Source organism: Thermus sp. FJN-A (assembly GCF_054655095.1).
On record NZ_BAAHSC010000174.1, the window covers coordinates 154,761 to 179,796 of the forward strand.

A 25,036-nucleotide genomic window follows, 5' to 3' on the forward strand; every position below is an offset into this window, starting at 1 on the left:
CCTAGCCCCAAAGCACCTGGGCCACCCGGGTGGACAGGGCGTCCCAGGCCCGCTCCAGGCGGCTCTCCAGGGCGTTTTCCACCTGGGTCTTGCCCCCCTTGCCCAAGGCCCGCACCCCGTGGCGCAGGCCGGGGTCGGCCACCAGCTCCAGGCCCCGCTCCCGGGCCAGGGGCTCCAGGTGGGGCAGGTTCTCGGGGTGGGAGGCCAGGGCCACGGGCTCGGCCAGGGCGGAGAGGGCCTCCTCCGCCAGCCTCTGCAGGACCCCGGGCCACTCCGGCTTCCCCGGCAAGGCCCGCAGGGCCTCCCGCACTCGCTCCTTCACCTGGGAGAGCACCTCCCCCTTGGCCTCGGCGCGGGCGGTGGAGAGGAGGAGCTCCCCAGCGCTTTCCGCCCTCCGGATGGCCCCCTGGAGCCCGGCCTCGAGGGCCCGCCTTTTACCGGCCAGGAGGGCCTCGGCCTTGGCCTTGGCCTCGGACAGGATGGCCTCGGCCTTGGCCTTGGCCTCCCCCAGGATGGCCTGGATCTCCGCCTCCACCTCCTGGCTCAGGATGGTTTCCAGTTTGGACATCGTCCCTCCTTGGGCAAAGGCCCTGCCCCAGAAGGGGCAGGGCCTCCAAGCCAGCTTAGAGCTTGCCGTTCAGGATGAAGGCGATGAGGAGGCCGAAGATCACCAGGGTCTCGGGCAGGAGCAGGAAGATGAGGGCGGTGCCGAAGTTGCCCCGGTCCTCGGCGATGGCCCCCACGCCCGCGGCCCCGATCCTCGCCTGGGCCACACCGGTGCCCAGGGCGGCTAGCCCCACCGCAAGGCCCATGCCCACCGCGATGAGGCCCCGGTCCAGGCCCCCGGAGGCCGCCGCCTCCTCCGCCGCGAAGGCCAGAGCGCCGAAAACCGCCACCAGAACCAAAACCAGAAGCTTCTTCATCTCTTTCCCTCCCTAGTGCGTCTCGCGCACGCTTTTGAACGGCCGGTAAGGCCTGCCGTTCTCCTCGTAGAAGCCGAACTTGGTGAAGAACTCCACCCAAATGAGACGGATGGGCTGGAGCATGTGGCCCAAGGTGGTGAGGAGGAGGATGAGCAGGTGGAGGACCCCGGCCACCACCAAGCCCAAGAGCACGCCCAGAAGCCCCATCCGCTCGGCCAGGGCGAAGCCCACGTCGGTGAGGAGGCCCGCCAGGATCCCGCCTGCCGCCCCCACCGCGTAGATACGAATGTGGGAGAGGATGTGCCCCGCCTGGGTGAAGATCTCCGGAAGCATGAGCCAGATCCGGCTCATGAGGATGGCCAGCAGGAAGACGCCAAAGCCCAGGTACATGAGGCCCTGAAGCCAGCCCGCCTGCAGGTTCCCCAGGTAGGAGGCGGCCAGGGCCAGGATGCCCCAAAGCCCCCCCAGGTACCCCACCCCCTCCCAGAAGTGGGCCATATGGCGGTGCTTGAGCCCCAGGTAGGCCCGCAAGATGAGCCCCCAGAAGACCATGACCACGCCGAAGGCCACGGAGAGGAGGATGAGGAGGTTGGCGGTCTTGGCGGTGTCGATGCGGGGAATGAGGATGGGGATGAGCCCCGGGTGCTCCGGGGTGCCGAAGACACCCAGGTGCTCCAGGAAGGTGCCGAAGAACTCCCCGTAGACGAAGCCCCAGAGCACGGTCCAGAAGACCATCCAGTTAAGGATGTAGACCAGTTTGGCGATGACCTGGGGCTTGAGCTTCAGGGCGAAGAGGTCTATCACCAGGGGCTCGTTCCGCCTCACGTAGCCGGAAAGCCAGCGTCCCAAGAGCAAGAAGAGGAGGGCGTAGCCGATGTCCCCCACGATCATCCCGAACCAGAAGGGGAAGAAGATGGGGACCACGGGGGTAGGGTCGATGCCCCCGTACCTCGGGGTATTGAGGAAGCTCACCAAAAGCTCAAAGGGCCTCACCCAAGGGGGGTTGTCCAGGGCCACGGGGACGCGGTCCGCCTCGTGGTGCTCGTCCACGGGCTCAAAGGCGTAGACCACCCCCTCCTTGTGGCGGGCGAGGGCCTCCTCCACCCTGGGCTTGGCCTTCACGGGCACGTAGCCCAAGAGGGCGAAGCCGAAGCGCCCGGAGGCCAGCTCCTCCAGGGCCTTGAGGCGGGCCACCTCGTCCTTGGCCCGGGTCCAGAGGCTCTGCAGGGTGGGGCTGGCTTCGGCGGCCAGCTTGTAAAGGGCCTGCCGCACCTCGGAAAGCTCCTTGGGGGCGGCTTCGGCCCGCTCCTTCAGCTTCCCCGCCGCCTGGGAAACGGGAAGGTCCCCCAGGGCCCCGGGAAGCCTTAGCTCCGCCACCCCCGCCCGGGAGAGGGCGGCCTTGGCGGCCTCCTGGTCCTGGCGGTGCACCACCAGGAGGGCGGCAAGCCCCCCAGGGTACGGCTCCGAGGCCAGGAGGAAGCGGTCCTCCAGGGCCTTCCTCAGGGCCTCCTCCACCAGGGGGAGCTCCTTCTCCGTGAGGAGGAAGGGGATGGCCCGGAAAAAGGGGCTCCGGTCCAGGCCCTGGGCCAGGGAGGCCAGCCTCTCCAAAGGCTCCAAATAGGCCCGGGCCAGGGCCAGCTCCTCCTCCAGCTCCTGCTTCTGCCGGAAAAGCCCCTCCGCATGGCCCTGAATGGGGGCAAGGGCCTTCTCCGCCGCCTCGAGGCCATCCGGGAAAGGCCGTGCGGGCTCCGCCTCCCTTCCCAAAAGGCTCAAGGTGTGCTCCGCCCCCGCGGCCACCGCCTCCCACCGCCTGAGCTCCTCCCGCTCGGCCGGGGAGAGCCGGTACTCCCCAAGCTCTTCCACCCGGAGGGTCTCCAGGTGCACCACCCCCGCCTGCTGCAGGCTCTGGAGAAGCTCCCTGGCCCGCCCCTTGGGCCCGGCCAGGACCAGCTTCTCCATGGGGGCGATCACGGCAGGACCTCCTTCAGGGCCAGGGCCACGGCCTCCTCCAGCCGGGCCTCAGCCTTCTCCTTCACGGCCTTGGCCTCGGCCTCCGCCTGGGCCCGGTAGCGGGCCAGGATGGCCGCGGTCTCCTTGGCCTCCTTCTCCCGGTACTCCGCCTCCAGGGAGGCCGCCTTGGCCTCAGCCTCCCGCAAGAGGCGGCGCGCCTCCTCCTCGGCCCCCTGGACCAGGTTTTCCGCCTCCCTCTTGGCGGCCTCGAGGCGGGCAAGGAGTTCCCTCTCCTTCTCCGCTAAGCTCTTGATAAGTCCCAGGCCTCCCATCGCCCCTCCCTATGTGAAAAGATGCGCAAACCGCGCCTGCCGGCCATCATACCGGCCTCCGGGGCATGCGTCAACCAACCCCGCCTAAGTATACTTAAGCGATGCGGATTCTCGTCAACGAACACGGGGCCCGGCGCCTCCTCGCCCGAAACCTCTGGGTCTTCCGCCGGGACGTGGTGTCCGGGCCCGAGGCCCCCGGCCTCTACCCGGTGTACTGGGGCCGGCGCTTCCTGGCCCTGGCCCTTTACAACCCCGAAAGCGACCTGAGCGTGCGGGCCTTCCGCTTCCGGCCCGCAGGGGACCCCCAGGAGGCCCTCTTGGCCAACCTGGATCGGGCCCTCACCCGGCGCCTCCCCGCCCTGGAAGGGGAACCCGAGGGGGGCTTCCGCCTGGCCCACGCGGAAGGCGACTTCCTCCCCGGCCTCGTGGTGGACTACTACGCGGGGCACGCGGTGGTCCAGGCCACCGCCCACGCCTGGGAAACCCTCCTCCCCCTGGTGGCGGAAAGGCTCAAGCCCTGGGCCAAGAGCGTCCTGGCCAAGAACGACGCCAAGGCCCGGGAGCTAGAGGGCCTTCCCCTCTACGTGAAGCCCCTCCTGGGCCCGGTGCCGGAGCGGGTGGCGGTGCGGGAAGGGGGGGTGCGCTACCTGGTGGACCTCGAGGCGGGGCAGAAAACGGGGGCCTACCTGGACCAGCGGGACAACCGCATCCTCATGGAACGCTTCCGGGGGGAAAGGGCCCTGGACGTCTTCAGTTACGCGGGGGGGTTCGGCCTCCACCTGGCCCTAGGCTTCCGGGAGGTGGTGAGCGTGGACGCCTCCCAGGAAGCCCTCAGGCGGGCGGAGGAGAACGCCCGTTTGAACGGCCTCTCCTTGAAAACCGTGGAGGCCAACGCCTTTGACTACCTGCGCGCCTTGGAAAGGGCCGGGGAGCGCTTTGACCTCGTGGTCCTGGACCCGCCGGCCTTCGCCAAGGGCAAAAAGGACCTGGAGCGGGCCTACCGGGCCTACAAGGAGGTGAACCTGCGGGCCATCAAGCTCCTGAAGGAGGGGGGGATTCTGGCCACGGCCAGCTGCAGCCACCACCTCACCGAACCCCTCTTCTACCAGATGCTGACCGAGGCCGCCCAGGACGCCCACCGCGTCCTCAGGGTGGTGGAAAGGCGGGGCCAGGGGTGGGACCACCCGGTGCTCCTCAACCACCCCGAGACCCACTACCTGAAGTTTGCCCTGCTAGAAGTGCTCTGATCCTCTCCCTTAGGCCCTCCGGATCGGGCACGGCGAGGGGGAGCCGTTCCCCGTGGCGCAGGGTGAGGAGGAGGGAGGCCCTCCCCCGGGACAGGGGCCCTGCGGGCCAGAAGGCCACCTCCACCTCCGTCACCTCTTCCCAGAGGAGGCGGCGGCCCGGGCCCAAGGGGGGGTAGAGGCGCAGGTGGTCGGGGAAGAGCAGGAGGCGAAAGCCCTGCCGCAACCGCCACCAGGGGTAGAGGAGAACCAAGGCCGCCCAAGGGAGCTCCCCCGCCAGGAGGCCAACCCCCAGGAAGCCCACCCCCAGCCAGAAGGCCAGGGGGGAGAGGCGGGCGAAGCGCACCTCCTCGAGGGGCATCCCCCCCATTATCCCAAAAGGCCTTGCCCCGGTAGACTAAAGGGGTGGAGAAGGACCTTTTGGAAGGCCTGGGCCAGCACCTGGTGTGGCGCATCGGCCGGGCGGAGGAAGAGGAGGTCCTGGTGGTGCGGGTGGGCCTGGCCTCCGCCACGCCCCGCTTCCGGGAGCTACCCCGGCTCGTGAACGTACCCGACGCGGAGATGGTCCGCCTGGTCAAGGAGGGCCGGGTGCGGGTGGAGTGGGTGGAGGGATGAGGCTCCGGCTGGTCCTGGGCGCGAACGGGTCCCCGAGGCTTCCCCTGCCCCTCGAGGCCCACCTGGAGGGCGACACCCTCCGGGGGACGGTGCGGCAGGAGAACCCGGTCCTGGGCGAGGTGGTCCTGCCCTTCGCCTCGCGCCTGGAGGGGGAACGCCTGGCCGCCTTGCCCCTGCCCCCGCCCAGCCTGCGGGTGGAGGGCCGGGTCCGGCCCGGCCCCGGGGGGCTGGAGCTGGAGCTGGAGCTCGGGCTGGTCCTCCCGGAGGGGCGAAGCTGGGGGGAGCGGGCCTTCGGTCGCATCCTGGCGGCCCTCCTCCTCAAAACCCTTTCCCCGGGCAGGGAAACTCCGGTATAGTGCCTCTAAAGGAGGCGCGTATGTTGGAAATCCGGTACCTGGGCCACTCGGCGGTCTGGCTTTCCGACGGGAAGACCAAGGTGGTGATCGACCCCTTCCTCACGGGCAACCCCTTGGCCCCCCTGGGGGTGGGGGAGGTGCAGGCGGACCTCATCCTGGTGACCCACGCCCACGGGGACCACTGGGGCGATGCCGTGGCCCTCTCCAGGAAGGGGGGCGTGGTGGTCTCCACCTTCGAGATCGCCACCTACGCGGAGAAGCACGGGGCCAAGAGCCTGCCCATGAACCTGGGGGGCACCCACCGCTTTGAGGGCGGCTGGCTCAAGTGGACCCCCGCCTGGCACTCCAGTAGCTTCCCCGACGGCACCTACGGGGGCATGCCCATGGGGGTGGTGCTGGAACTCGGGGGCAAGCGCGTCTACCACGCCGGGGACACCGCCCTCTTCTCCGACATGCGCCTCATCGGGGAGATGGGCCTGGACCTGGCCTTCCTGCCCATCGGCGACCACTTCACCATGGGGCCGGAAGACGCCCTGAAGGCCCTGGAGCTCCTCAGGCCCAAGAAGGTGGTGCCCATCCACTACAACACCTTCCCCCCCATCCGGCAAGACGGGGAGGCCTTCGCCAGGAAGGCCCAGGAGAAGGGCGTGGAGGGCCACGCCCTGAAGCCCGGAGGGGTGTTAGTCCTTGAGTAGCCTGAGGCGCAAGGACTTCCGGCTCCTCATGCTTCTGGGCCTGGGGCAGACCTCCCAGGTCCATCTGGCGGAGGCCCCGGGCGGGGAACGGGTGGCCCTGAAGCTTCCCCGCAAGGAGGTGCGGGCGAACCCCGCCCTGGCGGAGCGCTTCGCCCGGGAGGTGTCCTTCAGCCTGGCCCTGAAGCACCCCCACCTGGTGCGGGGCCTCCACGGGGTTCCCTTTGGGGAAGAGGCCTTTTTGGCCCTGGAGTACTTTCCCCAAGGCACCCTGGAGGAGGCCCTGGCCAAGGGACCCCTGCCCCGGGAGGAGGCGGTGCGGGCCCTTTTGCAGGTGGGGGAGGCCCTCCTCTTCCTCCACGGGAAGGGGTTCCTCCACCAGGACGTGAAGCCCTCCAACGTCTTCGTGGGGGAAGGGGGGTACAAGCTCGGGGACCTGGGCACCCTGCGCCCCCTGGGCGAGGCCACCGCCGAGTACGCGGGAAGCCCCCACTACCTGGCCCCCGAGCTCTTCCTGGGGGCGCTCCCCAGCCCCAAGAGCGAGGCCTACAGCTTTGGGGTCATGGCCTACGAGCTCCTCACGGGCAGGCGGCCTTTCCGCGGGGAGACCTTGGAGGCGCTCAGGAACGCCCACCTCCTCCTTCCCCCCCCGCCCACCCACCTGCCCCCACGCCTGGACCGGGCCTTGCGGCGGCTTTTGGCCAAGAACCCGGAGGAACGCATGGCCCTGCGGGACTTCCTGGAGGTGCTCAGGAACCCGGATGGTCCACCCACGCAGGAAACCCCGGGAAAGCCCAAGCGCTTTCCCTTCTGGAGGAAGTAGATGGAGCCTGTCTGGTACCCATCCCCCGAGGAAACCCGGCCCACCCGGCTCTTCCGCTTCATGGAGGCCCTGGGATTTGAGGACTACGCGGCCTTCTACCGCTACAGCGTGGCGGAGCCGGAGGACTTCTACCACCAGTTCGTAACCCACCTGGGCCTTCCCTGGCAGAAGCCCTACGAGCGGGTGATGGAGGGGGGCTTCCCCTTCCCCCGCTTCTTCGTGGGGGGAAGGCTCAACCTGGTGGAGGCCGCCCTGCGCCACGAGCCCTCCCGCCTGGCCCTCCTCCACGAAACGGAGGACGGCCTGGTGCGTAGCCTGAGCTACGGGGAGCTCCGGCAGGAGGTGGCCCGGGTGGCGGCGGGGCTCAAGGCCCTAGGGGTGGAAAGGGGGGACCGGGTGGGAATCTGGCTTCCTATGGGCCTCGAGGCCGCAGTCCTCCTCCTCGCCACCGCCTGGATCGGGGCCATCGCCATCCCCATCTTCTCCGGCTACGCGGCGGAGGCCGCCGCCCTCCGCCTCAAGGACGCGGGGGCCAGGCTCCTCGCCGTCCAGGACGGCTTCCTGAGGCGGGGGCGAAGGGTGGAGCTCCTTCCCGAGGCCCGGAAGGCCCAAGCCCTCGCCCAAACGGAGAGGCTCTTGGTGGTGCCAAGGCTTGGCCTCCCCCTGGCGGGGGAAGAGGCGGACTACACCGCCCTCGCCGGGGAAGCCCCACCCCCCCTGGCCATGGAGAGCATGGACCCCTTCATGCTCATCTACACCTCGGGCACCACGGGCCGGCCCAAGGGCACGGTCCATTACCACGCGGGCTTCCCCCTCAAGGCCGCCTTGGACATGGCCCTCCTCTTTGACCTCCGGGAGGAGGACCGCCTCTTCTGGTTCACCGACCTGGGCTGGATGATGGGCCCCTGGGCCATCCTGGGCGGGCTCATCCTGGGGGGTACGGTCTTCCTCTACGACGGCGCCCCGGACCACCCCGGCCCCGAGCGCCTTTGGCGCCTGGTGGAGCGGCACCGCCTCACCCACCTGGGCCTCTCCCCCACCCTGGTGCGGGCCCTGATCCCCTTTGGGGAGGCGCCCGTGCAGGCCCACGACCTCTCCTCCCTAAGGGTCTTGGGCTCCACCGGGGAGCCTTGGAACCTGGAACCCTACCTCTGGTTCTTCCGGGTGGTGGGGGAGGGACGCCGCCCCATCGTCAACTACTCCGGGGGCACCGAGGTCTCGGGGGGCATCCTGGGGAACGTGCTCCTCAGGCCCATCAAGCCCATGGGGTTCAACACCGCCGTGCCCGGCATGAAGGCCGCCGTCTTGGACGAGGAGGGAAGGCCCGTGACGGGGAGGGTGGGGGAGCTCGCCGTCCTCGCCCCCTGGCCCGGGATGACCAAGGGCTTCTGGCAGGACGAGGCCCGCTACCTGGACACCTATTTCGGCAAGGTGCCCGGGGTCTGGGTGCACGGGGACTTCGCCCTCCTGGACGAAGAGGGCCACTACTTCATCCTGGGCCGCAGCGACGACACCCTGAAGGTGGCGGGGAAAAGGGTGGGCCCGGCGGAGGTGGAGACCGCCGCCATCCGCCACCCCGCCCTCAAGGAGTGCGCCGCCATCGGGGTGCCCCACCCGGTCAAGGGGGAGGCCATCGTCCTCTTCGCCGTGCTCAAGCCGGGCGTTTCCCCCTCCCCCGCCTTGGCCGAGGAGGTGGCGGAGCGGGTGGCCGAGGCCCTGGGAAGGCCCTTGCGCCCCGAGCGGGTCCTCTTCGTCCCCGACCTCCCCAAGACCCGCAACGCCAAGGTGATGCGCCGGGTGGTTCGGGCCGCCTTCCTGGGCCAGGACCCCGGGGACCTCTCCGCCTTGGAGAACCCGGAGGCGGTGGAGGCCATCCGGAAGGCCGCCGAAGAGGCTTGAGCCCGTGCGCCTCCTGGCTGCCCTCTTGGCCTTGGGCCTGGCCCTGGCCTCGCCCTTGGAGGAGGCCAGGACCCATTACCGGGCGGGCCGGATGCCGGAGGCCCTCCAGGCCCTGAAACCCCTCCTCCAGGGCTACGCGCCCCCCGAGGAGGCCCTCCTCCTCGCGGGGTTCGCCCAGTACCGCCTGGGCCAGCTGGAGGAGGCCCTTTTCACCTTCAGCCGCCTGGTGGGGCTCCTAGAGGGGGGCGGCGAGGCCCTCTACGGCTTCGGCCTCACCCTGCGGGCCCTGGGGGACCTGGAGGGGGCGAGGAGCGCCCTGGAGGAGGCGGCCCGCCAGGGGTACGGGGAGGCGGAGGCCATCCTGAAGACCCTCCCGCCCCCTCCCCCGCCCGCCCCCAAGGCCCGCAAGGCCCCGCCCCCCTTCCGGGCCGAGGAGGGGCGCTTCTGGGTGGAGGGGAAGCCCCTAACGGTGCGGGGGGTGAACCTGGGGGTGGCTCTCCCCGGACGCTTCCCCGCGGAGTTCCCCGAGAGAGAAGCCCTGTACCGCGCCTGGTTGGAACTCCTCTCCGCCATGGGGGCCAACGCGGTGCGCACCTACACCCTCCTCCCCCCGGCCTTCTACCGGGCCCTCTTCCACCACAACGGGCTGCACCAAGACCGCCCCCTCTACCTCTTCCAGGGGGTTTGGACGGAACTCCCGGAGGAGGTGGGCTACGAGGACTGGGAAGGCCCCTTCATGGAGGCCTTCCTCCTGGAGGGCCGGGAGGTCATCGACGCCCTCCACGGCAACCTCCGCCGCCCCCCCAGGCCCGGCCACGCCCACGGGGACTACACCCACGATGTCTCCCCCTGGACCTTGGGGCTCCTGGTGGGGCGGGAGTTCGAGCCCTACTCCGTGGCCGCCTACGAGGAGCGCCACCCCGGGCGCACCTACCGGGGTAGGTTCTTGGAGGCCCTCCCGGGGGCCAGCCCCTTCGCCGCCTACCTGGCGGAGGTGCTGGACCGCCTGGCCACCTACGAGTGGGAGGCCTACGGGACCCTCAGGCCCATGGGGTTCGTGAACTGGCCCACCCTGGACCCCTTGCGGTGGGAGAGCGAGGCCACCTTCCAGGAGGAGTACCGGGTGCGCCGGGCCCGGGGGGAACGGGTGGAGCCGCCCCGGGCGGGCCCCCTCCACGAGGAGGACGCAACGAGCCTGGACCCCACCCACCTCCGCCCCAGGCCGGGAAGCCCCCTAAGCCTCTTCGCCGCCTACCACGTCTACCCCTACTACCCGGACTTCCTGGTGAACGAGCCCGGGCTGGCCCCCGGCCGCTACCGCAACTACCTGGCCCGCCTCGAGGCGCACCACCACCCCCTGCCCCTCCTCATCGCCGAGTTCGGGCTGCCCACCAGCCGGGGCATCGCCCACTTCCACCCCGAGGGGCTCCACCACGGGGGGCACGGGGAGGAGGCCCAGGCCGAGGCCGTCCTCGGCCTCTGGCGGGACATCGCAGCCCTGGATTTGGCGGGGGGGCTGGTCTTCGCCCTATTGGACGAGTGGTTCAAGAAGAACTGGCTGGTGGCCCCCTTTGAGGTGCCCGCGGAGCGCGACCCCCTTTGGCACAACCTCCTGGACCCCGAGGAGAACTACGGGCTTTTGGCCGCCACCGCCATGGGCGCCTTCCGCCTGGACGGCCGGGCGGAGGAGTGGGAAGAGGTGCCCTTCCTCCTCAGGGAGGAAGGGCGCTTCCTCAAGGCCCACGCCGACCCCGAGTACCTCTGGCTCCTCTACCGGGGCCCCTTGCCCTTGCGGCTCTACCTGGACACCGTCCCCGGGGGGGTGGGGGTGGCGGAGGGATTTGGGGCGGAGTTTCTCCTGGAGATCGGGCGGGAGGGGGGGCGGCTTTTGGTAGAAGCGGGCTACTACCCCTTCCGGGAGCTGGACCACGGCCTTCCGGGGACAGAGTACCTCTCCTTCCGCGGCCCCACCAGGCCGGGCGAAGGCCCCTTCGTGCCCTTCCTCCTGGAGCCCAACCGCCGCCGCACGGGGCGGGACGGCACCGACTACCCGCGGGTGGTCTACGAGCTGGGGGCGCTTCGCCCGGGCCAGGACCCCCCCCAGGCCCGGGACCCCACCCGGGACTTCGCGGTGGGGGAAGGGGGGATCGTGGAGATCCGGCTCCCCTGGGGCCTGCTCCTCTTCACCGACCCCAGCCGGCGCCAGGCCTGGTACGCCCCCGAACCCATCCCCGTGGAAGGGGTGGGCCTCCTCCTGGAGGGGGCTTCGCCCCTGCGCTTCGCCTGGCCCGCCTGGGAGGAACCCGCCTTCGCCCTGCGGCTCAAACCCCTTTACTTCCGTCTGCGGGACCTCTGGCGAGGAGGGCCCTGAGGGGAAGGCGCAAGGCCCACCCCGAGGCGGCGAAGAGGAGGAGGCCCAGGGCCCCTCCTAGCGCGAGGGGCCCCAGGGCCTTAAGGGGCGTGGTGGGCACGAAGAGACCCCCCAGGACCAGGCCGGGGACCGCGGCGGGAAGCCCCGCCAGGAAGGCCCGGGCCAAGAGCCCGGGCAGAAAGCCGAGCCCCACCCCCTCCCCCGCCAAAAGCCGGAGGTAGAGGATGAGCCCCAGCCAGCCCGCCAGGGCCGTAGCCAGGTTGAGGAGGAAAAGCCCCGCCTCCCTAAGGAGCCAGTAGCCCAAGGTGTTCAGGAGAAAGACCAAGGCGCTGGCCATGACCGCCTCTCGTACCTTTCCCAGGGCGTAAAGCCCCCGGAGGAGCAGGGTGTTCACCCCCCAGGGCAGGACGGCCAGGCCCATGGCGGAGAGCACCTGGGCGCTGAACTGGCGGTTTTCCGGGCTAAGGGGCCCGAAGAGGCCGAAGAGGAGGACCACCACGAAGGGGGCAAGCCCCGTGAGAAGTCCCCCGAGGAGGGCGAGGAGGAGGGCGAGCCGCCGCAAAGGGCCCTCCAGAAAGCAGGCGAGCTCCTGCCCCCTTAGGGCGCTCATCCGGGGGAAGAGGGCGATGGCGGGGCTGGTGGCGAAGAGGCCCAGGACCATCTGGAAGACCACCTCGGCGTTGTAAAACCCGGTTACGGCGGCGGGAGGGTACCGGGTGAGGATGTTGGTGAGGACCAGGTTCAAAAACTGCCTGAGGGAGGTGGTGAAGGCGAAGGGCCCCATACGGAGGAGGGCGGGGAGGAAGGCCCGGTGCCAGCGCCACTCCAACCGGAAGCCCCGGAGGAAGGGGAGCTGCACCAGGGCCTGGAAAAGCCCCCCCAGGGCCACGGAAAGCCCCAAGGCCGTGGGGTCCCCGGGGAAGAGGGCCATGAGGCCGATGGCCACCAGGTTGAAGGCGACGGGCCCGAGGGCGTAAGGGAGAAAGCGCTCCTCCGCCTGCAAAAAGGCGGAGAAGAGGGCCGCCATGGAGATGCCGAGGAGAAAGGGGAGGAGGAGCCGCGTGAGGTAGACCACCTGGGCGAAGGCGGCCTCCTCCCGGAGGTGGCTCCCCTCCGCCACCAGAAGCCCCGCCACCCAAGGAGCGAGGAGGTAGCCCAGGCCCAGGACCAAGAGGTTGACCCCGAGGAGAAAGGCGGCAAAGCGCCGGGCGAAGGCCTTGGCCTCCCCCTCGGGCAGGTGCTTCAGGAGGGGGATAAGGGCGTTTTGCACCGCCCCCTCCGCCAAAAGCTCCCGGAGGAGGTTCGGCACCCGGTAGGCCACGTTGAAGGCGTCCTTGAGGGCATCGGGGAAGAGGGCGTTGAAGACCGCTTGGCGCAGAAGGCCCAGGACCCTCGAGGCCAGGGTCCCCCCCATGACCAGGAGAACCTTAGGGAGCATTCCCCTCCAGGACCTCCTGGAAGACCTCGAGGAACCCCGCCTGGTTCACCACCGTGAGCCCGTGCAGGGCGGAAAGCTCCTTGGCCCGGGCCTTGTCCATGCCCAAAAGCACCAGAAAGCTCTCCTTGGCGGTGAGGCCCAGGATCTTCTTCAGCCCCGCGTACTTGGCGATGTGGGCCTGGAAGTCCCCGGTCTTGGCCTCAAACCAATAGACCTTCTCCCCCACCCGCACCAGGACGTCCAGCTCCATGGCCTCCCCGTTCGGCAAGACCACCTGGTAGCCCACCGCCACCTCGTGGGGCAGGTTCTTGGAGCGCAAGAACTTGCGCACCTTCTCGGCCACGTAGCGCTCCAGCCAGCCCCCGGTGAGGAAGTTCTGCACCCAGCCCTCGGTGCTGGCCTTGGCCCGGAGGCGCCGCTCCTCGCTCTTGTAGTGGTAGGAGGTGAGGAGGGCGTACTGCTTCAGCATGGTGCAGAACTGGGTGGAGTTGGCGATCTCCTCCTGCGAGGCCTCGGACAAGGAAAGCTCAAACTGGCGCTTGGTGGAGAGGCTCTGCTTCAAGCGTTCATAGAGCTTCTCCAAGCTGGGGTAGCGGTCCCCCAGGAAGAGGGCGAGGCGGGTGAACACCTTTTCCTTCTCCTCCTCCTCCTGGGGCTTCTTCACCACCTGGATGCCCAGCCCCTTGAGCCACTCCTCGAGGGAGGCGGGCTTCCTGGGCCTGGGCGCTTCCTGGGCCCTTTGGGGCTCGGGCTGGGCACGGGGCTCCTCGGCGGGCACCCCCTTCACCAGGCGCCACATCTCCCCGGCCAGGGCGAAGAAGCGGGCCCGCACCGGGTCCCCCCCTTCCAACCCGGGCGGGGTGAGGCCCGCGCGCAAGGCGTCCAGGAGCCAGGCCTCGAGGGCCTCCCGCAGGGCCTGGCGGGCCGCCTCCAGGTGCTCCGCCTCCACCTTCAGGCCCAGCTCGGGAAGCTCAGCCACGAAGCGCCCCGGGCCCAACAAATCGTAGCGGGCCTGGGCCATGGTGTTTTCCAGGTAGCGGGTAAGAACGCCCACGGGTTCCAGCATACCAAGGCCAAGGAAAGGGCCCCGGTCCTTCCGGGGCCTCCTGGTGCCGGGGACGGGACTCGAACCCGTACGGGGGTAACCCCCCAGCGGATTTTAAGTCCGCAGCGTCTACCGTTCCGCCACCCCGGCGGGCGCTTCCCATGCTACTAGAGGGCCTTGTCCCCGCCAAGCCTCAAGGTGAGGTCCGCCCCCAGGACCGCTTCCCCGGAGATGCGGTAGGGCACCCCCAGGGCCTCCCCCAGGGCCCGGGCCAGGGCCCCCACCCCGTTTTCCAGCACCTCGGTGCGGGCGGGAACCAGGTCCACGGGGTGGAGGATAACCCTCAGGCCCAGCTCCTGGAGCCTTTCCCTAGCCCTCGCCGCCTGGGCCTCCTGCCCGGGCCCAAAGACCAGGGCCACAAGCCTCCCCTTTAGCTCCGCCTCTCCCAAGGCGCCCTCCCCGTGGAAGTAAAGGGCCAAAAGCTCCCGGAGCGCCTCCTGGTCCACGCTCCACCCCCCGCCCCCGAACCGGCCCGGCAAGAGGAGGCTCACCAGGCCTGGCCGCTTCATGGCGAAGCCCAGGACCTCCCCCTTCTCCTCCCGGGTCAGGTCCGTCCGCACGTAGGGCTCCACCGCCGCCACCACCCGGGGCAGGCGCAAAAGCCCCCCAGGGGAAAGGAGCTCTTCCTTCAGGGCGTGGAAGAAGGCCTGTTGCCGCTGCACCCGTCCGATGTCCCCCAGGGCGTCCTTGCGGAAGCGCAGGTAGCCCTCCGCCTGCTCCCCGTTTAGCACCTGGCACCCAGGCTCCAGGTCTATGGAAAGCCCCGCGGCGGCGTCCCGGTAGCGCATGGGCTTCTCCACGCAGACCCGCACCCCCCCGAGGGCGTCCACCCCCTTCCGCAGGGCCTCCGTGCTCACCACCAGGTAGCGCTCCGCCGCCACGCCGGTGATGCGCCGCACCGCCTCCCGCATGAGTTCCGGCCCCCCCAGGGGGCTTGCCGCGTTCACCTTGTGCCAGCCGTAGCCCGGGAGGTTCACCCACACGTCCCGGGGGATGGAAAGGACCACCACCCTGCCCGCCCCGGGGTCCAGCCGCACCAGGAGGACGGTGTCCGCCAGGCCACGGAAGCGCTCCGGGGCCCTTTTGTGGTACCCCACGTACTCGGGGCTCGAGCCGTACACCAAAAGGGTGAGGGGCTGCCTCAGCCCCCCCGGCGCGGGCAGGGCCCCGTGCCGCACCAAGGGGCCGAGAAGGGGGTAGAGCCAAAAGCCCAGGGCCACCAGGACCAGGAGGAGGAGAGCCAGCCACACCCGGCGCACGGGGGCCAGTGTACCCCTTCCGGGGTGAGGCGGATTAGGGGAAGCAGTAGGTGGTGTCCGTCATCACCCGGTCAGCCCGGACCAGGCCGAAGCCCGTTTCGGGGTCGTAGTTGCTCCCATTGGTGGCGGTGTGGGTGAGGCAGAAGCGGATCTGGTCCGGGCTTGGCCCTTGACCATAGCGGGCGTAGTACTTGGCCACGTAGAGCGCTGCCAAAGCACTTACTTGGGGAGCAGCGAAAGAGGTGCCAGCCCACTTAGCGTAGGCGCCCAGGCTCTGGTAGTAGGGGTAGTTTTTCCCTAGGGCCAAGGACCAAAGGGTTTCAGGCGAGTTCCTATTCCCCGCCGCCGCTAGCACCAGGTCCTTCGGCTGGGTGGAGTAGTTAGAAAAGTCGGAGCGGGTTCCCTCCAACCTGGCGGAGCCCACGGCCAAAACCCCCGGGTAGGCTGCCGGGTAGTAGAGGCCATCGGTGCCTCCGTTCCCCGAGGCGGCCACGGAAAGGGTTCCCTTGGACAAGGCGTAGCCGAGAGCCTGCTGGACAACTCCATCTAAGGGTGTCGGGGAGCCGAGGCTAAGGTTCGCAATGGCTGCCCCATGGTCAGCGGCGTAACGAATTGCGGTGGCCAACACATCCGAGGAACTCGAGTACTGGCCAGACACCCAATAGAAGACTTTGAGCGGTAGCACCTTAACCCAGTTGAGGCCCACGCCGGGAATACCCCGGTTGTTGTCGGCCACGGCCGCCACCAGGCCCGCCACGCCTTGGCCGTGGTCGGCATCGCCAGACTGATAGGCGGACCCCTGGGGGGGCGGGGATGGACTCAGATCCTCGGGGTCCAGACCGTCCGGGGTGAGGTTCCGCCCCGGGAGCAGGTTGGTCTGGAGGTCCGGGTGTGCCGGATTGAAAGCGGTGTCCAAAACGGCCACTACCGGGGTACAGGGAAGGGCGCCCAGGCGATCCCAGGCCGCCTCGAGGCGGATGGCCTGGTAGTAGGGCTGGAGCCGCGAGGCATCCAGCAGACTTGCAGGGTAAAGGGGATCGTTGGGCACATAAAGGGGATAGTAGAGATAGTTGGGCTGGACCCATCGGGCACCGGCCCGGAGCAGGGCTTCAGCCTTCTTCCTTTCCTCGCCCGGGGAAACCCGGACGTGAACGAAGCCTCCGGGAAGCCTCCCTATGAGTCCAATCCCCTCTACAAGGCTGGCCAGGCCCTGAGGGGTGATCCCGCCAGGGAGGACCAGGAGCTCTCCCGGCACGTGGGGGGCCGAGAAGTCGCCCATGCCCTGGGGCTCAGGCGTAAGGCCTTGGGGGGCCAAGTCCTGGGGAATCGGGGCGCAGGCGGAAGGCGATGGAGGCGGCGGGGTCTGGGGGCAAGCGGTGAGGAGGAGGGCCGTGGCGAGGAAGAGGGCCCCAAAGAGCAGGCGCTTCATGGCCTTCACTATACGCCCCCTCGCCGGGCCCCGCCTTAAGCCTGGGCTAAGGTTTCCTCCACCCGGCGGGCAAGCTTTTCCAGAAAGCCGAAGAACATGGGCCCGTAGTGGGCGAGCTCGTCCCCGTCCGTGGCCGCCACCTTCATGTCCCAGCCCCGCTCGGCGGCCAGGGCCTTCGCCTTTTCCAGGGGGTTTTTGCCCCAGGGCTTGGGCTCGTAGAGGAAGAGGTCGGGCCTCCTCCGCCTCACCTCCTCCAGGTCCGGCGTGAAGTAGGCCTGGGGCACGTCCAGGAAAATGGGCCTAAGGCCCAGGTGCAGGAGGGCTTGGGCGATGTAACTCCCCCGGCCCACGGTGACGGGGCCGCCCAGGTCCATCTCAAAGTAGACGGTGAGGGCGAAGCGGCCCCTGAGGGCGGTGTAGCGCTCCGCAAGCCCGTGGGCCAGCGCGGTGGCCCTTTCCTCCAGGTCCAGGAGGTGGCCCAGGGTGGAAAGGTTCTCCAGGATGCCGTAGGGGCTGGTGGGGAGGGGCACGGCGTAGACGGGAAAACCCTCCTCCCTGAGCCTGAGGGCCTGCTCCCGCTGGACCCCGGTGGAGAGGAGGACGAGGTCCGGCTTCAGGCTCCTCAGGAGCTCCAGCCGGGTCTTGGTGTAAGAGGCCACCACGGGGAGGCCCAACACCTCCGCCGGGCGGTGGCAGAAGGCGCTCCGGCCCACGAGCCTGTCCCCCACCCCCAGGGCGAAGAGGGCGTCCGTGAGGTTCGGGGCCAGGGAGACCAGGCGAAGGAAGCGGTCGGGAAGCTCCAGGGGGCCGAGGAGTTCGTGGAAGAGCCTCATCGCCTCAGGTCCAGGGAGCGGGCGTGGCCCTCGAGGCCCTCCGCCCGGGCCAAAAGCGCCCCCTTGGCCGCAAGCCCCTTAACCGCCCCTTCCGAAAGGCCCATCACCGGGATGACCTTGAGGAAGTCCCGCAGGGAAAGCCCCCCCTGGAAGCGGGCCGTGCCCGAGGTGGGCATCACGTGGCTGGGGCCGGCGATGTAGTCCCCCAAGGCCTCCGGGCTTCCCTCCCCCAGGAAGACGCCCCCGGCGTTCTCCACCCTCCCCAGCCACGGGAGCGGGTCCGCCAGGGCCAGGCAGAGGTGCTCGGGGGCGTAGAGGTTGGCGAGGGCAAAGGCCTCCTCCAGGTCCTGGGTGTGGACCAGCCCCCCCTTCTCCAGGGCCCGCCGGGCGATCTCGGCCCGGGGGAGGTCCTGGAGCTGGCGGAAAAGCTCCGCCTCCACCCGCTCCAAGAGGGCCCGGTCCGGGGAGAGGAGCCAGGGTTCGGAGTCGGGCCCGTGCTCCGCCTGGGCGAGAAGGTCTGCGGCGAGGATCCTGGGGGAGGCGGAGCCGTCGGCCACGATGAGGGTCTCCGTGGGGCCCGCCAGGCCGTCAATGCCCACGGTGCCGAAGACCTGGCGCTTGGCCGCCACCACGTAGGCGTTGCCGGGGCCCACGATCTTGTCCACCCGGGGCACCCGCCCCGTGCCGTAGGCCAAGGCGGCGATGGCCTGAGCCCCGCCCATGGCGAAGAGCCGGTCCGCCCCCGCCACCCAGGCGGCGGCCAGGACCCCGGGGTGGACCCTGGGGGGGCTCGCCACGATGACCTCCCCGACCCCGGCCACCTTGGCGGGGACCACGGTCATGAGGAGGCTGGAGAGCAGAGGGGCGCTCCCCCCGGGCACGTAAACCCCCACCCGGGCCAGGGGCCGCACCAGCTGGCCCAAGAGGCCGCTTTCGTCCGCCCGGATAAACCCCCCCCGGGCCTCCTCCCGGTAGAAGGCCTCAATGCGCTCCTTGGCCGTCTCCAGGGCATCGCGAAGCAGGGGGTCCAGGTCCTCGTAGGCCTCGCGCCAGGCCCGCTTGGGGATCTCCTCCACGGGGTGGCCGTCCAGGTCCAGGCTCAGGCGGTTCAGGGCCTCGTCCCCCTCCTCCCGCACCGCCTGGAGGATGCCCCGCACGATCTCCTCCACCTTAGGGTCGAAGGCAAGCCCCCGGCGGGCGAACCGCTCCCTCACCTCCTCGGCGCGGTAGATCATGCCTCCACTATACCCAGCGGCGGCGCCTCCTCACCTCCTCCACGCCCTGGAGAAGGGCCTCAAACACGTGGCTTCCCACCTGCTGCGCCAGGCGCACGGGAATCCCCTCCTCCAGCTGGACCAGGGTCAGGCCGGGGCGGAGGCGGTACTGCAGGCGCAGGCGGCCTTCCACCTCGAGATCGGCGAGCCTTTCCACGTACACCCGCCCCCCGGGCATGGGAAACCGGGCCACCTCCCCCGGCAGGAGCCCCAGCCTGGGCAAGGCCAGGAGGAGGGAAAGGGGGTCGTGGTAGGGAGCGAGGAAGGGCAGGGCCAGGCTCTCCTTCCCCTGGGTCACCAGGACCACCCCCTCGGCCTCGAGGCGCTCCACGGTGAACAGCCGGATCTCCCGCCCCTCCACCCGCTCGGAGAAGTAGAGGGAAAACCCCTCGGCGTCCGTCTCCGTCTGCCAGCGCTGGCGCACCTTGGGCAGGGGGAGGCTCACCTCGGCCGACAGGGTGGCCTTAACCCCCCTGGCCTGGGGGCGCACCTCCAGCCTCCCCTCGCCCGCGGGCTCCCCGGCGAAGAAGTAGCGGTAAAGGTAGGTGGCGGGACGCTCGGTCATGGCCCTAGCGTACCTTGATGGTGAGGGGCGGCCCCGGCACCTCCAGGAGGTAGTCCACCGGATCCCTCCCGGGCACCCGGATGCGCAGGCGGTACACCCCTTTTTGGTCAAACTCCGCCCGCCCGGGGGCGGTGAGGAGCACCTGGCCCGGGACCATCCGGGAGCCCTCGGGAACCTCCAGCAGGATCACCTCGGCCCGCTCCGTGGGGGGGTCGGTGCGGAACTCCATGGGGTAGCCCTCCGGCGGGCTTTCCCGGGGACGGAGGGCCAGGAAACCCAGGGCGGCGAGGAGGAACCCCCCCAGCAAAAGCCCCAACAGGCCCCGCCTAAGCCCCCGGTCCCGGGGGGGCTCCACCACGGGGAACGGGGGTTCTTCCCGCTCCTCAATGCGGATGACCCGGGGGTGGCTTGGGGTCTTCTCCGGGGCCGGGCCCGGGGCCTCCTCCACCTCGGGAACGGGCTCCACCGGCAGGCGCTTCCTCCCCTCCTGGGGGGAAAACCCCCCCGCTTCCCCAGCCTCTTGGCCTGGCGGGGGAACGGGTTCCTCGGGGGTTTCGGGCTTAGGCTCCCGCAGGAATAGCTCCAAGCCCCCCTTCCCGGCCTCCACCGCCTCCACCGCCTCCCGCAGGGGCGAGTCCCCCAAGCGCTCCCCGGCCAGGGCCCGGGCCAGGGAGGCCAGGGCCCGGGCGGGCTCCCCGGCCAGGCCTTGGGCGCCCACCCCCGCCAGCCAGACCCGCTTGCCCTTGACCAGGCAAAGCTCGGGAAGGGGAGCGTGGCGCACCCCTTGGGCCTCCAAGGTTAGGAGAAGCTGGGCCATCTCCCGCACCCAGTGGCCCAGGCGCTCCAGGTCGGCCACCCCCAGGTACTGGCTCAGGGGCACCGCCCCGATGGGCCACTCCAGCACCCAGGCCTCCGGGATTTCCTCCAAAGGGGAAAGAAGCCCCTCGCCCCGCACGGGGGCGCCTTGCGCCCCCTTCAGGATCATGACCGGCATCCCCGTCCGGGTGTCCTGGCCTTCGTACACGGTAATGGTTGCAATACGAGCGAGAATGCGCCGCAACCAATAGTGGCCCAGAACCTCCATCCCCCCAAGTATACGCACCGCTCCGTGAGGAGGCTTATAATCTGCCAAAGGATGGGCCCTAAGGCCGGAAAGGAGCGGGGATGGAGTTCAAGATCACGCTGACCACGGAGGAGATCGTTCGCGGCCTTAAGCACTACCGCCGCATCGCCAAGCAGGACGTTCTCCGGGCCCCGGAAACGCCGAACCCGGAGGTCTTCCGCCGCCACGCCGAGGCCAGGCGGGAGGTGTACGCCAAGCTGGCCGAGGTGGCGGAGGCCGAAGGCCCTGAGGCCGTGGTGCAGTACGCCCTGGAGCTTTACAAGTCCCTGCCCTTCGTCACCGGCACCCCGGAGGACCTGCACCCGGAGATCAAGGGCCAGGAGAACGCCCTGGAGAACTTCTTCCTCATGATCGGCCTGGACCCCAAAATCCGCCGGGAAGCCCGGAAGGCGAGGAAACCCCTGCAATGACCCTGGAGCTTCTGCAAGCGCAGGCCCAGGCCTGCACCGCCTGCCGCCTGGCGGAGGGGCGCACCCAGGTGGTCTTTGGGGAAGGCCACCCCGACGCCAGGCTCATGATCGTGGGCGAGGGGCCGGGCGAGGAGGAGGACAAGACGGGCCGCCCCTTCGTGGGCAAGGCGGGGCAGCTTCTAAACCGCATCCTGGAGGCCGCCGGGATCCCCCGGGAGGAGGTCTACATCACAAACATCGTCAAGTGCCGCCCCCCGCAAAACCGGGCCCCCCTGCCCGACGAGGCCAAGATCTGCACGGACAAGTGGCTCCTGAAGCAGATAGAGCTCATCGCCCCCCAGATCATCGTCCCCCTGGGGGCGGTGGCCGCGGAGTTCTTCCTGGGGGAAAAGGTGGCCATCACCAAGGTGCGGGGGCAGTGGCACGAGTGGCACGGGATCAAGGTCTTCCCCATGTTCCACCCCGCCTACCTCCTCAGGAACCCAAGCCGCGCCCCGGGAAGCCCCAAGCACCTCACCTGGCTGGACATCCAGGAGGTGAAACGGGTTCTGGAAAGCCTGCCCCCCAAGGAAGGGCGCCAGGTGAAGGCGGTGAGCCAGGAGCCCCTCTTCTAACGCTGCCCCAGGCTGGCTTGCGCCAGCCTGGGGACCCCGGCAAAAGGGCTTGGTACGGAATTGCCGGGGCCACAGGGCGGGAGAGGGGGCATGCGTGCCCCGCCGAGGCTTCCGCCTCGTGGGGGGCCCCAAAAGGGCAGACCCACGGGAACAGGCCGAAGATGGCGCAACCAAGGTGCGAGCGCTTACGAGGAAGCTTGCGCCCTTAAGGAGGGCCGTGGTAAGGTGGTCCCGCCTCCGAGCCCGGATAGACCCCCTGGGCCTTCCGGGCCGGGCCAACGGGCCCCGGGGTGGCGGGGGCAACCCCGCTGCCTGCCGCGGTCGCAAAGGAGGTCAGGATGAAAAAGCTCCTTGGGGTGATCTTTTTGGCTCTAGGCGCGGCCTGGGCCCAGGCCCAGGTACGGGTGGTGGCCGCCGCCGACCTGCAGTACGCCCTCACCGAGCTGGCCCAGCGGTTTGAGGCGCAAAACCCGGGGATCCGGGTCCAGCTTTCCTTCGGCTCCTCGGGGAAGTTCTACACCCAGCTCACCCAGGGCCTCGAGGCCGACCTCTACTTCTCCGCGGAGGCCATCTACCCCAGGCTCCTGGAGGAGCGGGGTCTAGCCGAGCCCGGCACCCGGGCCCTCTACGCGGTGGGGCGCATGGCCATCTGGCTGGACCGGCGGCTCGGCCTGGACCCGGGCCCCCAGGCCCTTAAGGACCCCAAGGTCACCCAGCTCGCCATCGCCAACCCCGTGCACGCCCCCTACGGCCGGGCCGCCGTCACCCTCTTGGAGCACTACGGCCTCTTCAAAAGGCGCCCCGATGCCCCCATCCCCAACTTCGCCCGCCTGCGCTGGGAGGAGATCCCCTGGGAACGGCTGGACCGGGGCGTGGAGGCCTACTGGGACGCCTCCCCCCTCAAGGCGGGCAAGGCCTCCTTCAGCCTCGTCTACGGGGAAAACATCTCCCAGACGGCCCAGCTGGCCCTGGCGGCCTCGAGGGCGGGGGTCCTCGCCCTGCCCCTGGCGGTGCACGAGAGCCTCTCCCGCCCCGGGGTCTACTGGGTGGCCCCCTTGGAAAGCCACCTGCGCCTGGAGCAGAACTACGTGGTGCTTAGGGGCAAGGCCAGGCCCGAGGTGATGGCCTTCTACCGCTTCGTGGGGAGCCGGGAGGGCCGGGAGGTCTTGAGGCGCTACGGCTTCCTCCTGCCGGGGGAGTGATGCCACCCCGTGCTGGCCCAAGCCAGCATGGGGGCCCCGGTAAAAGGACCGTGCGGCGGGTTTCCGGATCGTCAAGGGTGTCAGCAAGGAGGGGCATGCGATGCCTGAGCCGGGATTCTGGGTAGCCCTAGAACTCACCCTGCGGGTGGCCCTCCTCTCCTCGGCCCTCCTCCTCCTCCTGGGCGTTCCCCTGGCCTGGCTCCTCGCCTTTCGCGAGTTCAGGGGGAAGGCCTTCCTGGAAAGCGTCTTCCTCCTCCCCCTAGTCCTCCCTCCCACGGTCTTGGGCTTCTACCTCCTCCTCTTCCTGGGCCCCGAGGGACCCTGGCTGAGGCTCACCGGCCTCTCCTGGGCCTTCCGCCTGGAGGGCCTGGTCTTCGCCAGCGTGCTCTTCAGCCTCCCCTTCGCCCTCACCGCCTACCGGGAGGCCTTCCTGGGCCTGGACCCCAACCTCCTGGCGGTGGCCCGCACCCTGGGGGCCCCGTGGGCCCGCATCTGGGCCCGGGTGGTCCTCCCCCTGGTCTGGCCCGGCCTCCTCTCGGGCACCCTCCTCGCCTTCGCCCACACCGTGGGGGAGTTCGGGGTGGTGCTCATGGTGGGCGGGTCCATCCCGGGAAAGACCCAGATGGTGAGCATCTACATCTACGACCTGGTGCAGGCCCTGCGTTTTGCGGAGGCCTCTAAGGCCGCCCTGGTCCTCCTCCTCCTCAGCGTGGGCCTCCTCTGGGCGGTGAGGCTTTTGGAACGAAAGGCGCGGGCATGGAGGTCCACTACCGCATAAGGCGGCCCCTCGCCCTGGAGGCCCGCTTCCGGGTGGAGGGCTTCACCGCCCTCCTGGGGGAGAGCGGGGTGGGCAAGACCACCCTCCTCAGGGCCCTGGCGGGCCTCCTCCCCGCAGAGGGTACTCCCTTTGGCGGCCTTCCCCCGGAAAAACGCCCCGTGGGCTACCTGCCCCAGGACCTGGCCCTCTTCCCCCACATGACCGCCTGGGAGAACGTGGCCTTTCCCTTGCGCGGGAAGGACCGGAAGGCCAGGGCCCTGGAGCTTCTGGCCCGGGTCGGGCTTAAGGACCACGCCCACAAGCGGCCGGGGCAGCTTTCCGGAGGGCAGAAGCAGCGGGTGGCCCTGGCCCGGGCCCTGGCCCGGAGGCCCGAACTCCTCCTCCTGGACGAGCCCACCAGCGCCCTGGACCCCCTCACCAAGGCCCAGGTCCTCTCCGAGCTCGTGCACCTCCTGCGCCGGGAAGGGATCCCCGCCCTGGCGGCCAGCCACGACCCCGTGCTGGCGGGCATGGCCGACTGGCTGGTGGTGGTGGGGCCAGGGGGGGTGCTCCAGGAGGGCCCCCCGGAGGCGGTGCTGGCCGCCCCCGCCCGGGTGGAGGTGGCCCGGCTCTTGGGCTACGAGAACCTCTTCCCCGTGCGGGTGCGGGAGGGCGGGGTGGAGGGGGAAGGGGTCTTCCTCCACCTGCCCCTGCCCCCTTGGGCCAAGCCGGGGATGACGGCCTGGCTCGGGGTGCGGGCGGCGGAGGTCCTGGTGGTCCGCCCCGACCGCCCCCTGCCCTCCGTGAACGTCCTCGAGGGCCACCTAGAACGCCTGCACCCGGAGGGCCTGGCCTACCGCGGCCTCTTCCGGGGGCCCTTGAGCCTGGAGATCCTCCTGCCCCGCCACGTGCAGGAAAGGCTCCACCTCCGCCCCGGAAACCCCCTCTGCGTGGTCCTCAAGCCCCGCTACCTGCACCTGATGCCGGGCTAGGCGCAGGAGAAGGCCCAAGGGAAGGCCGAACTTGTTCCAAACCCCCCGGAGGAAGAAGCGGGCCTGGGCCCGGTTCACCCCGAGGTGCCGGGCCAGGAACCGGGGTTCGGGGGGCACCCCCCGCCCCAGGGCCAAAAGGACCGCCACCTCTCCCGGCAGAAGCCGGGCCCCAAACCGCCCCCTAAGGCCCTCGGGGAGGGTCTTGGGGTCGTCGCGGCGGGTCAGGAAGGCGTAGGCCAAGAGGTCGTAGGCCCGCACCCCCCCCGAGGTGGGCCAAAGGGCCACCCGGCCCCGCTCCAGCCGGTCCAGGCCCGCCAGGGCGAGGCCATCTCCCTCGTTCCAAAGCACGGAAAAACCCGCTTGCCGCAGCGCCCCGTACGCCTGGGCGTACAGGGCCGCGTCGCCCGTGTGCACCACCACCTGCAAAGGAAACCACCTCCCTCCGTCCAAGCTCTAAAGCCGAAGCCGCCTTTAGGCCGGGGCGAAGGGAGGGGCCCGGGGGGAGGGGTTTTGCCCGAGGGAGAGCCCGTAGCCGGGCCGGGGAGCGGGCCGGAGCCGGAGGGTCTCCAGGAGCGTGGGGGGGGTGGGGCCGGCGGTGAAGGCCAGGCCCGGGGCCACCTGCATCCCGCAGAAGAGGGAGTGGTCCACCTCCTCCGTCTCCCCCGGCGCCCGGCACAGGTCGGCCCCTAGCCCGGGGTTTTGCACCCGCATGAGGTACATCTGCAGGGCCACCCCGGTGGAGGCGGTGAGGGTGAGGGTGAGGTAGAGGAGGAGGAGAACCCCCCGCACAAGGCCCTTCCCGGCCATGTCCTGAGTATACGGGGTAAAGT

Annotated in this window: 26 protein-coding genes, 1 tRNA gene and 1 riboswitch; of the genes, 12 read left to right on the forward strand and 15 right to left on the reverse strand. The window is 70.0% G+C overall.

Translation table 11 applies throughout. The features are described from left to right. Position 1: 1 nt before the first annotated feature. The 4 genes from ACYQ0J_RS06335 to ACYQ0J_RS06350 are packed head-to-tail and all read right to left on the reverse strand — an operon-like array spanning position 2 to position 3,205. A complete protein-coding gene (locus ACYQ0J_RS06335) occupies positions 2 to 568 on the reverse strand; it encodes a V-type ATP synthase subunit E (protein WP_460171326.1) in 567 nt (188 codons plus the stop codon). 55 nt (positions 569 to 623) lie between these two features. After that, a complete protein-coding gene (locus tag ACYQ0J_RS06340) occupies positions 624 to 923 on the reverse strand; it encodes an ATP synthase subunit K (protein WP_041434004.1) in 300 nt (99 codons plus the stop codon). A gap of 12 nt (positions 924 to 935) precedes the next feature. Beyond that, on the reverse strand, positions 936 to 2,894 hold the full coding sequence (locus ACYQ0J_RS06345) for a V-type ATP synthase subunit I (protein WP_460171327.1): 1,959 nt from the start codon (positions 2,892 to 2,894) through the stop codon (positions 936 to 938). Beyond that, positions 2,891 to 3,205 carry a V-type ATPase subunit subunit G family protein gene (locus tag ACYQ0J_RS06350; protein WP_460171328.1) on the reverse strand — a complete coding sequence of 105 codons (315 nt, stop codon included), beginning with the start codon at positions 3,203 to 3,205 and terminating at the stop codon, positions 2,891 to 2,893. The genes ACYQ0J_RS06345 and ACYQ0J_RS06350 overlap by 4 nt, the downstream gene beginning before the upstream one ends. A 101-nt stretch (positions 3,206 to 3,306) precedes the next feature. Between ACYQ0J_RS06350 and ACYQ0J_RS06355 the strand changes: the two genes are divergently transcribed. Next, on the forward strand, positions 3,307 to 4,452 hold the full coding sequence (locus ACYQ0J_RS06355; protein WP_460171329.1) for a class I SAM-dependent rRNA methyltransferase: 1,146 nt from the start codon (positions 3,307 to 3,309) through the stop codon (positions 4,450 to 4,452). On the opposite strand, the gene ACYQ0J_RS06360 is transcribed toward ACYQ0J_RS06355, so the two are convergent. Beyond that, entirely contained in the window at positions 4,400 to 4,810 is a 411-nt protein-coding gene (locus tag ACYQ0J_RS06360) for a hypothetical protein (protein WP_460171330.1), read from the reverse strand. The two genes, ACYQ0J_RS06355 and ACYQ0J_RS06360, sit on opposite strands and share 53 nt — an antisense overlap. Positions 4,811 to 4,854: 44 nt before the next feature. Here ACYQ0J_RS06360 and ACYQ0J_RS06365 point away from each other — a divergent pair, with 44 nt between their 5' ends. Genes ACYQ0J_RS06365 through ACYQ0J_RS06390 form a run of 6 tightly spaced genes read left to right on the forward strand, consistent with a single transcriptional unit; the run spans position 4,855 to position 11,205 of the window. After that, positions 4,855 to 5,064: a DUF3248 domain-containing protein gene (locus ACYQ0J_RS06365; protein WP_460171331.1), complete on the forward strand. Its 210-nt coding sequence runs from the start codon at positions 4,855 to 4,857 to the stop codon at positions 5,062 to 5,064. Next, positions 5,061 to 5,420: a DUF3809 family protein gene (locus ACYQ0J_RS06370; protein WP_460171332.1), complete on the forward strand. Its 360-nt coding sequence runs from the start codon at positions 5,061 to 5,063 to the stop codon at positions 5,418 to 5,420. Before ACYQ0J_RS06365 ends, ACYQ0J_RS06370 begins: the two co-directional genes overlap by 4 nt. A 20-nt stretch (positions 5,421 to 5,440) precedes the next feature. Then, on the forward strand, positions 5,441 to 6,115 hold the full coding sequence (locus ACYQ0J_RS06375) for a metal-dependent hydrolase (protein ID WP_460171333.1): 675 nt from the start codon (positions 5,441 to 5,443) through the stop codon (positions 6,113 to 6,115). Continuing rightward, on the forward strand, positions 6,108 to 6,935 hold the full coding sequence (locus tag ACYQ0J_RS06380; RefSeq protein WP_460171334.1) for a serine/threonine-protein kinase: 828 nt from the start codon (positions 6,108 to 6,110) through the stop codon (positions 6,933 to 6,935). Before ACYQ0J_RS06375 ends, ACYQ0J_RS06380 begins: the two co-directional genes overlap by 8 nt. Continuing rightward, complete coding sequence (locus ACYQ0J_RS06385; protein WP_460171335.1) at positions 6,936 to 8,834, forward strand: AMP-binding protein; 1,899 nt, start codon at positions 6,936 to 6,938, stop codon at positions 8,832 to 8,834. A 4-nt stretch (positions 8,835 to 8,838) separates the two neighbouring features. Then, entirely contained in the window at positions 8,839 to 11,205 is a 2,367-nt protein-coding gene (locus tag ACYQ0J_RS06390) for a tetratricopeptide repeat protein (RefSeq protein ID WP_460171336.1), read from the forward strand. On the opposite strand, the gene murJ is transcribed toward ACYQ0J_RS06390, so the two are convergent. The 9 genes from murJ to ACYQ0J_RS06435 all read right to left on the reverse strand — a co-directional run bounded on the left by murJ (position 11,156) and on the right by ACYQ0J_RS06435 (position 20,192). Beyond that, on the reverse strand, positions 11,156 to 12,643 hold the full coding sequence (gene murJ, locus ACYQ0J_RS06395; protein ID WP_460171337.1) for a murein biosynthesis integral membrane protein MurJ: 1,488 nt from the start codon (positions 12,641 to 12,643) through the stop codon (positions 11,156 to 11,158). The genes ACYQ0J_RS06390 and murJ overlap by 50 nt on opposite strands. After that, positions 12,633 to 13,709 (reverse strand): hypothetical protein, encoded by a 1,077-nt coding sequence (locus ACYQ0J_RS06400; RefSeq protein ID WP_460171338.1) that lies wholly within the window; start codon positions 13,707 to 13,709, stop codon positions 12,633 to 12,635. The genes murJ and ACYQ0J_RS06400 overlap by 11 nt, the downstream gene beginning before the upstream one ends. Before the next feature lie 41 nt (positions 13,710 to 13,750). Continuing rightward, positions 13,751 to 13,838: transfer RNA gene (locus ACYQ0J_RS06405), tRNA-Leu, on the reverse strand. A 17-nt stretch (positions 13,839 to 13,855) separates the two neighbouring features. Beyond that, positions 13,856 to 15,007, reverse strand: a complete 1,152-nt coding sequence (locus ACYQ0J_RS06410; RefSeq protein WP_460171339.1) for an LCP family protein — start codon at positions 15,005 to 15,007, stop codon at positions 13,856 to 13,858. 34 nt (positions 15,008 to 15,041) lie between these two features. Beyond that, the gene (locus ACYQ0J_RS06415; RefSeq protein ID WP_460171340.1) at positions 15,042 to 16,436 is read right to left on the reverse strand and encodes a S8 family peptidase; all 1,395 of its coding nucleotides are present in this window, start codon (positions 16,434 to 16,436) and stop codon (positions 15,042 to 15,044) included. A 35-nt stretch (positions 16,437 to 16,471) separates the two neighbouring features. After that, positions 16,472 to 17,269, reverse strand: a complete 798-nt coding sequence (locus ACYQ0J_RS06420) for an ABC transporter substrate-binding protein (RefSeq protein WP_460171341.1) — start codon at positions 17,267 to 17,269, stop codon at positions 16,472 to 16,474. Beyond that, positions 17,266 to 18,504, reverse strand: coding sequence for a histidinol dehydrogenase (gene hisD, locus ACYQ0J_RS06425; RefSeq protein WP_460171342.1), 1,239 nt, complete (start codon positions 18,502 to 18,504; stop codon positions 17,266 to 17,268). Before hisD ends, ACYQ0J_RS06420 begins: the two co-directional genes overlap by 4 nt. A 7-nt stretch (positions 18,505 to 18,511) precedes the next feature. Continuing rightward, positions 18,512 to 19,108: a hypothetical protein gene (locus ACYQ0J_RS06430; RefSeq protein ID WP_460171343.1), complete on the reverse strand. Its 597-nt coding sequence runs from the start codon at positions 19,106 to 19,108 to the stop codon at positions 18,512 to 18,514. Between the two features lie 4 nt (positions 19,109 to 19,112). Beyond that, entirely contained in the window at positions 19,113 to 20,192 is a 1,080-nt protein-coding gene (locus tag ACYQ0J_RS06435) for a hypothetical protein (protein WP_460171344.1), read from the reverse strand. A gap of 80 nt (positions 20,193 to 20,272) precedes the next feature. Here ACYQ0J_RS06435 and ACYQ0J_RS06440 point away from each other — a divergent pair, with 80 nt between their 5' ends. The 5 genes from ACYQ0J_RS06440 to ACYQ0J_RS06460 all read left to right on the forward strand — a co-directional run bounded on the left by ACYQ0J_RS06440 (position 20,273) and on the right by ACYQ0J_RS06460 (position 24,206). Further along, positions 20,273 to 20,641 (forward strand): hypothetical protein, encoded by a 369-nt coding sequence (locus tag ACYQ0J_RS06440; protein WP_460171345.1) that lies wholly within the window; start codon positions 20,273 to 20,275, stop codon positions 20,639 to 20,641. Next, positions 20,638 to 21,255 carry a uracil-DNA glycosylase gene (locus tag ACYQ0J_RS06445; RefSeq protein WP_460171346.1) on the forward strand — a complete coding sequence of 206 codons (618 nt, stop codon included), beginning with the start codon at positions 20,638 to 20,640 and terminating at the stop codon, positions 21,253 to 21,255. The genes ACYQ0J_RS06440 and ACYQ0J_RS06445 overlap by 4 nt, the downstream gene beginning before the upstream one ends. 223 nt (positions 21,256 to 21,478) lie before the next feature. After that, positions 21,479 to 21,603: riboswitch (molybdenum cofactor riboswitch) on the forward strand. Then, the gene (modA, locus tag ACYQ0J_RS06450) at positions 21,594 to 22,457 is read left to right on the forward strand and encodes a molybdate ABC transporter substrate-binding protein (RefSeq protein WP_460171347.1); all 864 of its coding nucleotides are present in this window, start codon (positions 21,594 to 21,596) and stop codon (positions 22,455 to 22,457) included. (Overlaps the previous riboswitch by 10 nt.) A 100-nt stretch (positions 22,458 to 22,557) precedes the next feature. Further along, a complete protein-coding gene (gene modB / locus ACYQ0J_RS06455; RefSeq protein ID WP_460171348.1) occupies positions 22,558 to 23,235 on the forward strand; it encodes a molybdate ABC transporter permease subunit in 678 nt (225 codons plus the stop codon). After that, complete coding sequence (locus tag ACYQ0J_RS06460; RefSeq protein WP_460171349.1) at positions 23,214 to 24,206, forward strand: ABC transporter ATP-binding protein; 993 nt, start codon at positions 23,214 to 23,216, stop codon at positions 24,204 to 24,206. Before modB ends, ACYQ0J_RS06460 begins: the two co-directional genes overlap by 22 nt. 471 nt (positions 24,207 to 24,677) lie before the next feature. Here ACYQ0J_RS06460 and ACYQ0J_RS06465 read toward each other — a convergent pair whose 3' ends face one another. Further along, a complete protein-coding gene (locus tag ACYQ0J_RS06465; RefSeq protein ID WP_460171350.1) occupies positions 24,678 to 25,013 on the reverse strand; it encodes a hypothetical protein in 336 nt (111 codons plus the stop codon). Between the last annotated feature and the right edge of the window lie 23 nt (positions 25,014 to 25,036).